At 55.9% G+C, this 14,476-nt stretch carries 11 protein-coding genes, 1 pseudogene and 1 other annotated feature; of the genes and pseudogenes, 6 read left to right on the forward strand and 6 right to left on the reverse strand.

All coding sequences use genetic code 11. The features are described 5' to 3' along the window. Positions 1 to 159 precede the first annotated feature (159 nt). Positions 160 to 1,134 carry an HTH-type transcriptional regulator CysB gene (cysB, locus tag AC6I7A_RS10050; protein WP_009089966.1) on the reverse strand — a complete coding sequence of 325 codons (975 nt, stop codon included), beginning with the start codon at positions 1,132 to 1,134 and terminating at the stop codon, positions 160 to 162. Between the two features lie 184 nt (positions 1,135 to 1,318). Then, on the reverse strand, positions 1,319 to 3,916 hold the full coding sequence (topA, locus tag AC6I7A_RS10055; RefSeq protein ID WP_058958471.1) for a type I DNA topoisomerase: 2,598 nt from the start codon (positions 3,914 to 3,916) through the stop codon (positions 1,319 to 1,321). 372 nt (positions 3,917 to 4,288) lie between these two features. On the opposite strand from topA, the gene AC6I7A_RS10060 reads away from it, so the two are divergent. Next, positions 4,289 to 4,537, forward strand: coding sequence for a YciN family protein (locus AC6I7A_RS10060; protein WP_009089962.1), 249 nt, complete (start codon positions 4,289 to 4,291; stop codon positions 4,535 to 4,537). Positions 4,538 to 4,565: 28 nt separating this feature from the next. Here AC6I7A_RS10060 and sohB read toward each other — a convergent pair whose 3' ends face one another. Beyond that, positions 4,566 to 5,612, reverse strand: a complete 1,047-nt coding sequence (gene sohB, locus AC6I7A_RS10065) for a protease SohB (RefSeq protein ID WP_009089960.1) — start codon at positions 5,610 to 5,612, stop codon at positions 4,566 to 4,568. 173 nt (positions 5,613 to 5,785) lie between these two features. Here sohB and AC6I7A_RS10070 point away from each other — a divergent pair, with 173 nt between their 5' ends. Then, positions 5,786 to 6,547, forward strand: a complete 762-nt coding sequence (locus AC6I7A_RS10070; RefSeq protein WP_046102053.1) for a YciK family oxidoreductase — start codon at positions 5,786 to 5,788, stop codon at positions 6,545 to 6,547. Next, entirely contained in the window at positions 6,547 to 7,137 is a 591-nt protein-coding gene (cobO, locus tag AC6I7A_RS10075; RefSeq protein WP_046101914.1) for a cob(I)yrinic acid a,c-diamide adenosyltransferase, read from the forward strand. Before AC6I7A_RS10070 ends, cobO begins: the two co-directional genes overlap by 1 nt. Before the next feature lie 53 nt (positions 7,138 to 7,190). Here the strand turns inward: cobO and rluB are convergent, their stop codons facing one another. Next, positions 7,191 to 8,081 carry a 23S rRNA pseudouridine(2605) synthase RluB gene (rluB, locus tag AC6I7A_RS10080; RefSeq protein WP_058958472.1) on the reverse strand — a complete coding sequence of 297 codons (891 nt, stop codon included), beginning with the start codon at positions 8,079 to 8,081 and terminating at the stop codon, positions 7,191 to 7,193. Between the two features lie 780 nt (positions 8,082 to 8,861). Here rluB and AC6I7A_RS10085 point away from each other — a divergent pair. Next, positions 8,862 to 9,509, forward strand: coding sequence for a hypothetical protein (locus tag AC6I7A_RS10085; protein WP_009089953.1), 648 nt, complete (start codon positions 8,862 to 8,864; stop codon positions 9,507 to 9,509). Positions 9,510 to 9,519: 10 nt separating this feature from the next. Here the strand turns inward: AC6I7A_RS10085 and AC6I7A_RS10090 are convergent, their stop codons facing one another. Both AC6I7A_RS10090 and rnm read right to left on the reverse strand, forming a co-directional pair. Beyond that, positions 9,520 to 10,140, reverse strand: a complete 621-nt coding sequence (locus AC6I7A_RS10090) for an L-threonylcarbamoyladenylate synthase (protein WP_009089952.1) — start codon at positions 10,138 to 10,140, stop codon at positions 9,520 to 9,522. 12 nt (positions 10,141 to 10,152) lie between these two features. Next, entirely contained in the window at positions 10,153 to 11,037 is an 885-nt protein-coding gene (gene rnm, locus AC6I7A_RS10095; RefSeq protein WP_058958473.1) for an RNase RNM, read from the reverse strand. Positions 11,038 to 11,190: 153 nt separating this feature from the next. Continuing rightward, positions 11,191 to 11,292, forward strand: a sequence feature (Trp leader region). A 23-nt stretch (positions 11,293 to 11,315) separates the two neighbouring features. Here rnm and AC6I7A_RS10100 point away from each other — a divergent pair. Next, the gene (locus AC6I7A_RS10100) at positions 11,316 to 12,881 is read left to right on the forward strand and encodes an anthranilate synthase component 1 (RefSeq protein ID WP_154928221.1); all 1,566 of its coding nucleotides are present in this window, start codon (positions 11,316 to 11,318) and stop codon (positions 12,879 to 12,881) included. Then, positions 12,881 to 14,475: pseudogene (trpD, locus tag AC6I7A_RS10105) on the forward strand (bifunctional anthranilate synthase glutamate amidotransferase component TrpG/anthranilate phosphoribosyltransferase TrpD). The gene AC6I7A_RS10100 and the pseudogene trpD overlap by 1 nt, the downstream one beginning before the upstream one ends. Position 14,476: the final 1 nt, after the last annotated feature.

Consider the following 14,476-nt stretch of genomic DNA (forward strand, 5'->3'; position numbering starts at 1 on the left):
TGTTGTGATTCGCATTTAAGAAAGCCGAACCGGAAAACATGTGATCAATGTTTCATTTACAAAAAAATCATAAAAACTTTCAGTCTCATCTGGCGCTAAAGGCTGGCAACAAAAAAGGCTGCACCAGGCAGCCTTATGTTGTCGCGCAGGGGATAAACCCTATTTAAACGGTAGCTTGATATCTTTAAACATCGCTTCAATGTCTTCATTAGAGCGAAGCGCAACGGCGGTATCCACCACGTCACGCGTCAGGTGCGGGGCAAAACGCTGGATGAAATCATACATATAGCTGCGCAGGAAGGTGCTGCGACGGAAGCCTATTTTGGTGGTGCTGTTGGTAAAGATATCCGCGGCTTCAATGCGAATCAGATCGGGATCGGAGACCGGGTCAACCGCCATACTGGCGATGACGCCGACACCCAGCCCCAGACGGACATAAGTTTTGATGACGTCTGCGTCGGTGGCGGTGAAGACGATGCGAGGTGTTAACCCGGCGCGGTTGAAGGCGGTATCCAGTTCTGACCGCCCGGTAAAGCCAAAGGTGTAAGTCACCAGCGGATACTCCGCCAGCTCTTCAATGGTCACCTGCCCTTTTCCGGCCAGCGGGTGATCGGCAGTGACCACAATCGCCCGATTCCAGTGGTAGCACGGCAGCATGATGAGATCGTCATAGAGATGCAGCGCTTCGGTGGCAATGGCAAAATCGGCATTGCCCTTGGAAACGGCTTCGGCAATCTGGGTCGGCGATCCCTGATGCATATGCAAAGAGACACGTGGATAGCGTTCGATAAAGCCTTTGATCACGCCGGGCAGCGCGTAGCGCGCCTGGGTATGGGTGGTCGCCACATAGAGCGAACCTTTGTCGGGCCAGGTGTGCTCACCGGCAACCGATTTAATGGCATCCACTTTGGAGAGCACTTCACGCGCAATACGAATGATCTCTTCCCCGGCTGGCGTGACCTGCGTGAGATGTTTCCCGCTCCGGGCAAAAATCTGCACACCCAGTTCATCTTCCAGCATCCGGACCTGCTTACTGATGCCGGGCTGCGAGGTATAGAGACCTTCCGCCGTCGAAGAGACGTTGAGGTTATGGTTCACCACTTCGACGATATAGCGCAACTGCTGTAATTTCATATCTGTTTTGTCCTGGTAAGTTACAGAGTCGCATCCCCGCTTGACCGACAGTCGCAAGGGTGAAGAAAGGCTATGCATCAGGAAAGGTCGGAAATGCTATAACAACTATATCAGTTTAAGTGTGAGAATAGAACGGATTGATATAAGGCTCAGAAAAAGGCCAGCGAACGCTGGCCTGATAAGATTACTTTTTCGCTTCCTGCCATTGGCCATCAATAAAGAAGGCTGACCAGCCGGTGGCTTTACCCTCTTTTTCTGAGGAGACATACTGCTGCTTAGTCTTGCGGCTGAACCGCACCAGCGTTTTGTTCCCTTCCGGATCGGCGACCGGCGCGTCTGCCAGATATTTCAGCTTCTCAGGCAGACGATCTTTGAAGCGCAGTAGCTCTTCCACCAGCGGCGCACGCGTTTCGCGCGATTTCGGGAACGTATTGGCTGCCAGGAAAACGCCCGCTGCCCCGTCGCGCAACACAAAGTAGGCATCTGACTTCTCACACGCCAGCTCAGGCAGCGGCACCGGATCTTCTTTCGGTGGCGCCACTTCCCCACTGCGCAGAATTTTGCGGGTGTTTTTGCACTCTTCGTTGGTACACGCCATGTACTTGCCAAAGCGTCCCATCTTCAGATGCATCTCCGAACCGCACTTCTCGCACTCTACGACCGGGCCGTCATATCCCTTAATGCGGAACTCACCTTTCTCGATTTCGTAACCATCACACTCCGGGTTATTACCACAGACGTGCAGTTTGCGTTCATTGTCGATCAGGTAGCTGTCCATCGCTGTGCCGCACTTCTGGCAGCGACGACGGGCACGCAGGGCGTTGGTTTCGGCATCGTCCCCTTCCAGAATGTTCAGAACTTCGTTTTCCGGAATCAGGTTGATGGTCTGCTTGCAGCGCTCTTTCGGAGGCAGCGCATAGCCGGAACAGCCCAGGAAGACACCGGTGCTGGCGGTGCGGATCCCCATCGGACGGCTACAGGTCGGACAGTCAATCGAGGTCAGCACCATCTGATTGGGCTGCATGCCGCCCTCTTCAGGATCTTTTTCAGCTTTTTCAAGCTGCTCGGTAAAGTCGCTGAAGAAGTGGTCCAGCACCGCTTTCCATTTCGCCTGGTTATTGGCGACCTGGTCCAGGCTGTCCTCCATGCGCGCGGTGAAATCGTAGTTCATCAGCTCGCGGAAGTTCTCTTCCAGACGATCGGTGACGATTTCACCCATTTTTTCCGCATAGAAACGGCGGTTTTCTACCCGGACATAGCCACGATCCTGAATGGTCGAGGTAATGGCGGCGTAGGTCGACGGACGGCCGATACCGCGCTTCTCCAGCTCACGCACCAGCGAGGCTTCGCTGAAGCGTGCCGGTGGCTTGGTGAAGTGCTGACCCGGCAGCAGCTGTTGCAGGTCGAGGCTATCCCCCACACTGACCGCAGGCAGCGTGCGATCTTCATCGTTCTTACGCAGCGCAGGCATCACTTTAGTCCAGCCGTCGAAGCGCAGAATACGGCCTTTCGCTTTGAGTTTAAACTCACCAGCGGCGGCCGTGATGGTGCTGGAATCATATTTGGCCGGGGTCATCTGGCAGGCGACAAACTGACGCCAGATCAGCTGATAGAGCTTCTGCGCATCCGCTTCCATATCCTTCAGTTTTTCCGCCACGACTTCCACATCGGAAGGACGAATCGCTTCGTGCGCTTCCTGAGAGTTCTCTTTACTGGCGTAAGTGACGGGGCTGTCTGGCAGATATTTTTTACCGAAGTTGTTTTCGATGTAGCCCCGCGCCATGGCGACCGCATCCTGACTCAGGTTGGTCGAATCGGTACGCATGTAAGTGATGTGACCCGCTTCGTAGAGGCGCTGCGCCATCATCATGGTCTTTTTAACGCCAAAGCCCAGACGGGTGCTGGCCGCCTGCTGCAGCGTCGAGGTGATATAGGGCGCACCCGGCTTACTGCTGGTCGGCTTATCTTCACGATCCACAATTTCAAAGCGCGCTTTTTCCAGCAGCGCTACTGCGGCGTAAGTTTCATCACGGTTGACCGGGCGGAACACCTTGTCGCCTCGGTGTGTCACGTCCATCGACAGCTCATCGCCGTTTGGCGTGGTCAGGGCGGCATTAACTTCCCAGTACTCTTCGGGAACAAAGGCTTTAATTTCACGTTCACGTTCCACTACCAGGCGAACGGCCACTGACTGCACACGACCGGCTGAGAGGCCACGGGCGATCTTTTTCCACAGCAGCGGTGACACCATGTAACCCACCACGCGGTCCATAAAGCGGCGCGCCTGCTGAGCATTGACCCGGTCGATGTTGAGTTCGCCCGGCTTTTCAAACGCCTGACGAATCGCATTTTTGGTAATTTCGTTAAACACCACGCGGCTGAAGCGTGAGTCATCGCCTCCGATCACTTCCCGCAGGTGCCAGGCAATGGCTTCCCCTTCGCGGTCAAGGTCGGTTGCGAGATAGATGTGGTCAGCATTGGCGGCCAGCGCCTTCAGTTCTGCCACCACCTTCTCTTTGCCGGGCAGGATCTGATAATCCGCTTCCCAGCCATGATAGGGGTCAACACCCATGCGGCTGACGAGGGCGGCTTTCTCATCTTTTTTAACTTTTTTGACTTTCTTATCTGTCGAGGCGTCAGCACTTTTCTTTGCGGTTGAACCACTGGTCGGCAGATCCCGGATATGACCCACGCTGGATTTCACCACGTAGTCATTGCCCAGATATTTATTGATTGTTTTGGCCTTTGCCGGGGACTCAACAATAACGAGTGCTTTACCCATATTTACCTTTACCTAATGAAAACATCCTGCTTAACGGGAGAGGATTGGATGCCCAAAAACCCATCGGGTTCAATATTGCTGCGCCTGTCTAACATTTCAAGGCGGAGGGGTCAATCTCAGAACAGATGATCCGGCTAAATGCAACTGCATGATAAAGCATGATTTTTCCATCTGAACTCTTCGCACATCCTGGTGCAAAATCCCTGAAATCGGAATCGCCCACACTCTACCTGATAAAATCTGTTACGCAACTTAATTAGCATTCAGCCCGTCGTTACGCCAGGTTTTCATCGGTCAGGGCGGGTTGTCATGCCAGCAGACTCGTCAGTAATATAGAAAGGATTCGAGTGCTGTCAAAAAAGGAGCAAATAAATGCAGACACCGACCCAGGCTATTTCCCGCCAGGCGTTGCTGGAAAAGGCCAACGCCCTGATTAAAGAACATGATGATTATTTAGCGGGCATGCAGGCGGATGACGTCAGTCAGCAGGGTGATGTGCTGGTTTTTCGCGGCCCGTTTTTTCTCGACGATCAGGGATTGCCGACGGCTAAAACCACAGCGGTGTTTAACGTCTTCAAACATCTGGCGGTGGTCCTGTCGCCGCACTATCACCTGGAATAAAAAAACCCGGCACAGGCCGGGTTTCGCATCACAGCAGCGGCTTTTCGCCGCGCTGCCAGAGTTTCAGTAGCAGACGCTCTGCCACCGAGCCCGCGCTTTGAGTAAAGCGATCCATCATTTTACGACGGCGGGCGAAGTGCACCCCCAGCACGTTGAACTGATCCATCTGGCGGATGATTAAATCATCGCTGGTGCCGATCTCATCAATCAGCCCCAGATCAAGCGCCTGGCGGCCATACCAGTGTTCACCGGTCGCGACCTTATCAATATCCAGCGACGGGCGCATCTGATGCACAAACTGCTTGAACAGCAGGTGCGTTTCGTCGAGATCCTGCTGGAATTTCTCCCGCCCTTCTTCGCTGTTCTCGCCAAACAGCGTCAGCGTTCGCTTGTACTGACCGGCCGTGTGCAGTTCGATATCGATGTCATTGCGCTTCAGCAGACGGTTGAAGTTAGGGATCTGGGCCACCACACCGATTGAACCAATAATGGAGAACGGGGCCGCCACAATGCGATCGGCCACACAGGCCATCATATATCCGCCGCTGGCTGCCACTTTGTCCACGGCCGCGGTGATGCGCAGCCCGTGGTCGCGCAGACGCTGCAGCTGTGACGCGGCCAGACCATAGCCATGCACCACACCGCCAGGGCTTTCCAGACGCAGCAGCACTTCATCGCCCGGTTGCTGAACTGCCAGCACGGCTGAAATCTCTTCACGCAGCGACGTGACCTCACTGGCATCCATGCTACCTTTGAAATCAAGCACATAAAGCGTCGGCTTCTCGCCACCGCGCGCGCCCTGCTTCGCCGCCTGTTTTTCCGCTTTGGCTTTCAGCTTTTCGCTCTTTTTATGGTTTTTCAGCCAGACCTTCTGCGCCTGCGGTTTCATTTTTGCCAGCTGCAGATCTTCTTTCATCTGTTGATAGTCATCACCCAGATGGGTCAGGCGCAGCTGACCACTTTGCGAGCGTTTACGCAGTGCCGCATTCATCACAATCATGACAATCGCCGCGACCGCAACCACCAGCGTCACCGCTTTCGCTAAAAAGAGTCCATACGTTGAAATAAAATCCATCAGGTCGCCTTAGTAAAAAAGAATCAAAAACAGTTCGCCAGTTTAGCCGTTTTACCCTGTCCCGTCGCCTGAAATGCCAGCAGCTGGCACAGATTGCGCGGGCTGGCGATTGCACCCATTCGTAAATTCAGGCATAAAGCGGAATCATGCTGTTTTCGCCGGAGGACCCCGCTGTGCATTATCAACCGAAAAGTGACCTGCTCAATCATCGTATTATTCTGGTCACGGGCGCGTCAGATGGCATCGGCCAGGAAGCGGCGCTGACCTATGCCCGCTATGGCGCAGAAGTGATCCTGATGGGCCGCAACCCGGAAAAACTCGAACGGGTCAGAACGTCGATCAATCAACTCAATAAACGCCCTGCTCACCAGGTGGTGCTGGACCTGGCCGAGGCCACACCAGAACGCTGCCAGCAGGTTGCCGACCAGCTGGCGCAACAGTTTCCGCGTCTCGATGGCGTGCTGCATAATGCCGGTCTGCTCGGTGAAATCGTGCCGCTGGCTGAACTCGATCCGCAGATCTGGCGTCAGGTGATGGATGTCAATCTGGATGCCACTTTCTTCCTGACTCAGGCCCTGTTGCCGCTGCTGCTGAAGTCAGAGGCGGGTTCGCTGGTATTCACCACCTCCAGCGTGGGCCGCACCGGTCGTGCAGGCTGGGGCGCTTATGCGGTCTCTAAATTTGCAACGGAAGGAATGATGCAGGTGCTGGCGGATGAGTATAAGAGCCAGTCGCTGCGGGTGAACTGTATCAATCCGGGCGGCACGCGAACCAAAATGCGCGCCAGCGCCTTCCCGCAGGAAGATGCAAATAAACTGAAAACGCCTGCCGATCTGATGCCGCTCTACCTCTATCTGATGGGCGATGACAGCCGCCGCAAAACCGGGATGAGCTTCGATGCGCAGCCGGGCAGGAAACCCGGAGCCGCGGAATAGTGGCTGACGATCGTCATCAGCAGCGTCAGCAGCGCCTGAAAGAGCAGGTGGATGCGCGTATCGCCGCCGCGACAGCGGTTCGCGGCATTCTGATGGTGTTTACCGGCAACGGCAAAGGCAAAACAACCGCGGCCTTCGGCACGGCATTGCGCGCCACCGGACATGGCAAGCGCGTGGCGGTAGTCCAGTTCATCAAGGGTGACTGGCCGAACGGCGAGCGAAACCTGCTGGAGCAGCACGGGGTGGAATTTCAGGTTATGGCCACCGGCTTTACCTGGGAGACGCAAAACCGTGAGACGGACACCACCGCCTGTCTGGCAGTCTGGCAGCATGCCCGGCGGATGCTGGCCGATGCGCAGATCGATCTGGTGGTACTGGACGAAATTACCTATATGGTGAGCATGGGTTATCTGCCGCTGGAGGCGCTGATCGCCGCGCTGCAGCAGCGCCCGGCGCAGCAGAGCGTCATTATTACCGGACGCGGCTGTCACCGCACCCTGACTGAGATGGCCGATACCGTTACGGAGATGCGCCCGGTTAAGCACGCCTTTGATGCCGGTATACAGGCCCAGCAGGGTATCGACTGGTGACAGAAAAAGAAAACGCAGCCCGGAGGCTGCGTTTTTTTATCCTGCCGGCATAATTAACCGGAATTGCGTTTGCTGCCCGGATTGCGGCGCGGCGTACGAGGGGTCGAGCTGACTTTGCTGTGGCGTTTTACCGCACGACGGATCTGGTTTGCTTTGGTGCGACGACGATCTTTCTCAACGACCAGTTTGGTCACCGTCTCATCATCCATCTCTACCAGGTTACGCAGATAGTTTACCGCCGGCAGATCCAGCTCCGTCCAGCCGCCGCGCGGCAGGCCTTTCGGTAAGGTAATATCGCCATAGCGAACGCGCATCAGACGGCTGACCTGGACACCAACCGCTTCCCATAACCGACGCACTTCACGGTTACGTCCTTCGGTCAGGGTCACGTTATACCACTGGTTGATCCCTTCTCCGCCGCCAAAACGCAGGGTTTTGAACGCAGCCGGGCCATCCTCCAGCTGAACGCCCTTGCTCAGCTGACGAATTTTATCATCATCCACCTGGCCAAAGACGCGCACCGCATATTCACGTTCCACTTCACGGCTGGGATGCATCAGACGGTTCGCCAGCTCGCCGTCCGTGGTGAACAGCATCAGACCACAGGTGTTCACATCCAGACGGCCGACGGCAATCCAGCGTGAACCGCGCAGACGCGGCAGGCGATCGAAGACCGTCGGGCGCCCTTCAGGATCGCTGCGGGTACAGAGTTCACCTTCTGGTTTGTAATAGGCCAGCACGCGGCAGACTTCGGTTGCTGATTCAGCAATCGAAACCAGATGGCCATCAATACGGATTTTCAGGGATTTGCTGCTTTCGACACGGTCGCCCAGGGTGGCGATCTTTCCGTCGACGCTGACACGGCCAGCGGCAATCATTGATTCGATTTCACGACGCGAGCCATGACCGGCACGCGCTAAGACTTTCTGTAACTTTTCGCTCATTGAGCTTCCTCTTTGTCGCCTTCCCAGGCGTCATGGCAGGGTGATAATTCTTTCTTTATCAACAGGTTAACCTATTAACTTGGGCCCATTATACAGGCATTTAACCCCGATGTAACGCCCTTTGTGCTTCTGCAAATAACCACTAAAAAAGCATAGAGACCGGATAATGATATTCCTCATTATTTACATACATGATTAAAATAACAGCAGACTCAGTTAAGGAAATATACTGAATAAAACGCCGGTGGCGAAAACTTTATAGCTGAAGAAAATTAAATTTTTTAAACACTGGCGGGGCAATGAAAAGAGGCCGTAACGATCAAAAACTTAACACTATCTTAAACTTCCAGAGATTTATCTGCGAATCTAATCCTCTGGCTCCCCCTTCAAAGGCAGCATAAAAAACCGTAAGATTATCTTTAGTCAGCCTGGTAATCTGAATAAACGGCTCTGGTAAGATTATTCCTAATGCAGATTCTGTTAAAACCCTATTTTCAGGGGTATTTAATTCTTATTAGCTTTAATAAATTGTCTGACACTATTAAGCTGATACACTTTCTCTCAGCAGCACAATAAAAAAGCAGCACCTGAAATTTCATGGTCCTGCATCATAACAGTACGGCCCTTTGTTATTCGTTAATAAAAATCGTGTTTTCAGATAATCCAATAAACCGGCGCATCCGGAATTGTTGCGTTAATACGGTTCACTGATGAACCTTGCTTGCATGTCATAAGTCTTCACCAGGGATTTTGCGACATGCCGGAATAAAGAATGCCATCATGAGAAACCTGTTTCTGTGCCCGGTGCTGGCTGCACTGGTGCTGAGCGGGTGTTCCGTGGGCCATACTGAGTACAGTCGTACGGCGATGCAGCACGTAGATATGAGCGTGACCGGCATCCCGACGATCCTCGGTTTCGGCACACTGGGCACCAGCATTCCACTGACGCCTGAATATAGCCTTACCGCAGCGCACGTCGCCAAAACCGCCGTGCAGCGCGTGAAGTCTTATCATCCCTATTGCGACCTTGCGATTATTTATCACAAGAATGATGCCACCACCCTGGCGAAATTCCGCAGTGGTGATATTGGCGATCCCGTTAAAATGTACGGATACAGCTTTATTTCCGCGATGCCGGTAGAGTCGACGGGGGTGAATTTAGCCCGCACGGCTATTCGGAATAAATGGAATAAAAGTCCCTGCATTGCGATGGCCTCTAATGCAGGCGTGGTTCAGGGAATGTCGGGCGGAGGTGTTTATAACCGCGATGAAACGCTGAGCGGCGTGATTGTCGGTTATTCCGATGCCATTAAAAATGGCCGTAACGGGAAAGTGATCCTGAAAGACGTTTCACTTTATATTCCCTACGGCCAGTTTAAAAGCTGGTTGCAGTCAAATCTGGCCCCGACACCGACGCGCGGTGTCTGAGCCGGATTGATTACAGGAACGGGCGGGTATCGCCCACACCTTCACGCACAATTTCCGGCGTATCGGTGGTCAGATCGACCACCGTGGTCGGCTGCTGCCCCAGCGTTCCGCCGTCGATGATCAGATCGACCAGCTTGCCAATGGTGTGCTGAATCTCCTCCGGATCGGATTCCGTAAAATCGTTGCCCGGCAGGATCAACGAGGTCGACATCATCGGCTGATTCAGAGCTTCCAGCAGCGCCAGCGCCACCGGATTGGACGGCACACGCAGACCGATGGTCTTACGCTTTTCGTTCATCAGACGGCGCGGCACCTCTTTGGTCGCCTTGAGAATAAAGGTGTAGTTACCTGGCGTGTTGTTTTTCAGCAGGCGAAAGGCCGAGTTTCCCACCTGAGAATAGACCGACAGCTCGGAGAGGTCACGGCACATCAGGGTGAAATTGTGGTGTCCATCGAGCTGACGGATACGGCAGATACGCTCCATCGCGCCCTTCTCTTCCAGCCGGCATCCCAGCGCATAGCCGGAATCGGTGGGATAGACGATGACGCTGCCTTTGTTCAGGTAGTCGACCGCCTGGTTGATCAGGCGCGGCTGCGGATTGTCCGGATGAATATGAAACAGTTGACTCATAGAAACCTCGTGTCACCTTTCCGTGATTGCCACTGCGGGAGCGAGGTCCGGAAAGCGTTCCCAGACCGGCTCAACGTCGCCGGGCAGCCAGAGTTTGCGGCCCAGCTCAATCCACGGGCAGGGTTGATGAAAATCTGAACCTTGCGATGCGGCCAGGTCATTCTCTCTGGCGTACTGCGCCAGTTGCGTGCGCTCATTAGGTGGCTGCTGGCACTGTGCCACTTCCATGGCATCGCCCCCCGCTTCACGGAAGTGGGCGATCAGCCGTTTCAGCCACTTCGCCGATAAACCATACCGGCCCGGATGAGCCAGCACGGCGCAACCACCAGAATGATGAATCGCATCAATGGCTTGTTTAATTGTACACCATTGTGGCGGCACGTAGCCGGTTTTGCCTCGCGCCAGGTAATTTTTGAAAACCTGGGCCATGTCACCGGCTTTGCCCTGCTCAATCAGAAAGCGGGCAAAGTGTCCGCGGGTAATGATGCCGCCCCCGGCCAGTCGGGCCGCTCCCGCCAGCGCGTCGGGAATACGTGCCTTCGCCAGCCGCTCACCAATCTCTTCCGCGCGCCGCTGCCGGCAGGCCAGCTGCCCCGCCAGAAAGGTCACCATCGCCGGATGATGGATATCGATGTTCAGCCCCACGATATGGATCTCATGATTCTCCCACAGGGTAGAAATCTCAGCACCGGCCAGCACTTTTATCGGCAGATCGTGGTCACGGGCGGTCTGCTGCGCCTCGTCCACCCCGTCCACGCTGTCGTGATCGGTGATTGCCAGAACGCCAACCCGCATCTCTACCGCGCGCTGCACCAGCACGGCGGGCGTCAGTAAACCATCGGAAGCGCGCGTGTGGCTGTGTAGATCATAAACCGGGAAACGGGCGATATCGCTCAAGAGAACTCCTGCTGAAACTAAACCGGCCAGCATGATAACGATTTTAACGCTCAGTGAAAAAGTGTATTGACATTTCCGCCCCGAACCCGTTAACTAGTACACAAGTTCACACGTAACGGGTATTTCATCATGGCGATTACAATTACGCATTTACATGGCTGGCGCGATGTTCCCGAAACCGGGCGACACGGTCGTGCACATTTTGCGTAAACGCTGTGCAGATACCTGAGCCCGCCACCGAGCGGGCTTTTTTTTGAGCGAAATTCAGAGAAATCATCATGCCAAATGCGAAACCTACAGTGAAGTTGATTACCGGCACCGCGCCCTACCGCGAAGATCCGGCCGCAGTGTTTCACCAGCTGTGCGGCGCACGTCCGGCAACCCTGCTGCTCGAATCCGCTGATATCGACAGCAAACGCAACCTGAAAAGCCTGCTGATCGTCGACAGTGCGCTGCGTGTCAGCGCACTGGGCAGCGAAGTCACCGTGCAGGCGTTGTCAGAAAATGGCCGCGCCCTGCTGCCGCTGCTGGATGAAGCCCTGCCCGCGTCAGTGATGAATCAGGTGCGTCCCGATGGCCGTGTCCTGACCTTCCCGCAGAGCAGCGATCAGCAGCAGGATGAAGATTCCCGCCTCAAGGCCCTGTCGGTGTTTGACGCGCTGCGTCTGATTCCGCAACTGGTTAACGCCCCTGCCGACGAACGGGAAGCGGTGCTGCTGGGCGGTCTGTTTGCTTATGATCTGGTTGCCGGTTTTGAAACCCTGCCAGCGCTGGATAATCAGCAGCGCTGCCCCGACTACTGCTTCTACCTGGCCGAGACCTTACTGGTGATCGATCACCAGAGCCGCAGCGCACGTCTGCAGGCCAGCCTGTTCTGTCCGTCCACCAGCGAATTCCAGCGCCTGCAGCGCCGCATTGAGCAGCTGCATGGCCAGATGCTTCAGCCCGCGCCAGCCCTGCCGGTACAAAAGGTGGAGCAGATGACGCTGACCACCAGCCAGAGTGATGAAGAGTATTGCGACGTGGTGCGCAGCATGCAGCAGGCGATTCGCATCGGCGAAATTTTCCAGGTCGTCCCTTCACGCCGTTTCTCGCTGCCATGCCCTTCACCGCTGGCGGCATATGACACGCTGAAGAACAGCAATCCCAGCCCCTACATGTTCTTTATGCAGGATCAGGATTTCTCGCTGTTTGGTGCCTCGCCGGAGAGTTCACTGAAGTATGACGCCATCTCGCGTCAGATTGAGATCTACCCGATTGCCGGTACCCGCCCGCGTGGCCGCCATGCGGATGGCTCGCTGGATCGCGATCTTGACAGCCGTATTGAGCTGGAGATGCGAACCGACCATAAAGAGCTGGCGGAACACCTGATGCTGGTGGATCTGGCGCGCAACGATCTGGCGCGTATCTGCGTGCCGGGCAGCCGTTACGTGGCAGACCTGACTAAGGTAGACCGTTACTCCTTCGTCATGCATCTGGTCTCCCGCGTTGTGGGCACGCTGCGTGATGACCTTGACGTGCTGCATGCCTATCGCGCCTGTATGAACATGGGCACCCTGAGCGGGGCGCCGAAGGTGCGCGCCATGCAGCTGATAGCCGGGGCGGAACGCACCCGCCGCGGCAGCTACGGCGGCGCGGTGGGCTACTTCACGGCTCACGGCGATCTCGATACCTGCATCGTGATCCGTTCGGCCTACGTTGAAGAAGGCGTGGCCACCGTCCAGGCGGGTGCCGGTGTGGTGCTGGACTCCAATCCGCAGGCTGAAGCGGATGAGAGCCGCAACAAAGCCCGCGCCGTTCTGCGCGCTATCGCGACTGCCCATCACTGCAAGGAGATCTTCTGATGGCCGATATTCTGCTGCTCGATAACATCGATTCCTTTACCTATAACCTGGTTGATCAGCTGCGGACGTTTGGTCACAACGTGGTGATCTATCGAAACAACCTGCCTGCGGAGCTCTTAATTGAGCAGCTGCAGCGGATGGAAGACCCGGTGCTGATGCTCTCGCCCGGCCCCGGCGCGCCAAAAGATGCCGGTTGTATGCCGGAGTTACTGCGGGTACTGCGGGGACGGTTGCCGATTATCGGCATCTGCCTGGGGCATCAGGCGATCGTTGAAGCCTACGGCGGCCACGTGGGTCAGGCTGGTGAGATCCTGCACGGCAAAGCCTCCTCTATTGACCATGACGGCGAGGCGATGTTTGCCGGCCTGAGCAATCCGCTGCCGGTGGCGCGCTACCACTCACTGGTGGGCAGCAACACGCCGGATGAGCTGACGGTCAACGCCAGTTTCAACGGGATGGTAATGGCGGTGCGTCATGAGACCGACCGGGTGTGCGGCTTCCAGTTCCATCCTGAATCCATTCTGACTTCTCAGGGCGCGCGTCTGCTTGAGCAGACGCTGGCCTGGGCGCTGGCGAAGTAACAGGGAGAATGACTATGCAACAGACACTGGAAAAACTTTACCAGGCGCAGACGCTGAATCAGGCTGAGAGTCATCAGCTGTTCAGCGCCATTATCACCGGCCAGCTGGAACCGACGCAGCTCGCCGCCGCCTTAATCGCCATGAAGGTGCGGGGCGAAACGCCGGAAGAGATTGCCGGGGCCGCGACCGCGCTGCTGGAAGATGCCCGCCCCTTCCCGCGCCCGGATTATACCTTTGCCGACATCGTGGGCACCGGCGGCGACGGCAGCAACAGCATCAATATCTCCACTGCCAGCGCCCTGGTGGCGGCGACCTGCGGTCTGAAGGTGGCGAAGCACGGCAACCGCAGCGTCTCCAGCAAATCGGGCTCCTCCGACCTGCTGGCGGCCTTTGGCATCAATCTGGATATGCCTGCTGACCGGGCGCGCAAGGCGCTGGACGATCTTAACGTCTGCTTTCTGTTTGCGCCGCAGTATCACACCGGATTCCGCCACGCGATGCCGGTACGTCAGCAGCTGAAGACCCGCACGCTGTTCAATGTGCTGGGTCCGCTGATCAACCCGGCGCGTCCTCCGCTGGCGGTGATTGGTGTTTACAGCCCGGAACTGGTGATGCCGATTGCTCAGACCCTGAAAGTGCTGGGCTACCAGCGTGCAGCTGTGGTCCACGGCGGCGGCATGGATGAGGTGGCTCTGCACGATGTGACGCACGTCGCCGAGCTGCGCGAGGGGGAAATCACCCGTTATCAGCTCTCTCCTGAAGACTTTGGCTTTGGCTTCCACCCGAAAGAGGCGCTGGCGGGCGGCACCCCGGAAGAAAACCGTGACATTCTGACAGCTTTACTCCAGGGTAATGGCCAGCAGGCTCATGAGGAAGCTGTCGCCGTTAACGTGGCGATGTTGCTTAAAGTATTTGGTCAGGAAGACCTGCGTGAAAACGCACAGCAGGCGCTTAACGCCATCCGCAGCGGACAGGCTTATGAGCGCGTTGTCGCACTGGCAGCAAGAGGGTAAT

Source organism: Type-F symbiont of Plautia stali (assembly GCF_059731105.1).

Bases quoted from the DNA above. Each gene is read 5' to 3' on its own strand.
- cysB (WP_009089966.1), bottom strand. From the start codon at position 1,134: ATGAAATTACAGCAGTTGCGCTATATCGTCGAAGTGGTGAACCATAAC.
- AC6I7A_RS10100 (WP_154928221.1), top strand. From the start codon at position 11,316: ATGCCAAATGCGAAACCTACAGTGAAGTTGATTACCGGCACCGCGCCC.
- AC6I7A_RS10085 (WP_009089953.1), top strand. From the start codon at position 8,862: ATGAGAAACCTGTTTCTGTGCCCGGTGCTGGCTGCACTGGTGCTGAGC.
- AC6I7A_RS10090 (WP_009089952.1), bottom strand. From the start codon at position 10,140: ATGAGTCAACTGTTTCATATTCATCCGGACAATCCGCAGCCGCGCCTG.
- topA (WP_058958471.1), bottom strand. From the start codon at position 3,916: ATGGGTAAAGCACTCGTTATTGTTGAGTCCCCGGCAAAGGCCAAAACA.
- rluB (WP_058958472.1), bottom strand. From the start codon at position 8,081: ATGAGCGAAAAGTTACAGAAAGTCTTAGCGCGTGCCGGTCATGGCTCG.
- sohB (WP_009089960.1), bottom strand. From the start codon at position 5,612: ATGGATTTTATTTCAACGTATGGACTCTTTTTAGCGAAAGCGGTGACG.
- AC6I7A_RS10060 (WP_009089962.1), top strand. From the start codon at position 4,289: ATGCAGACACCGACCCAGGCTATTTCCCGCCAGGCGTTGCTGGAAAAG.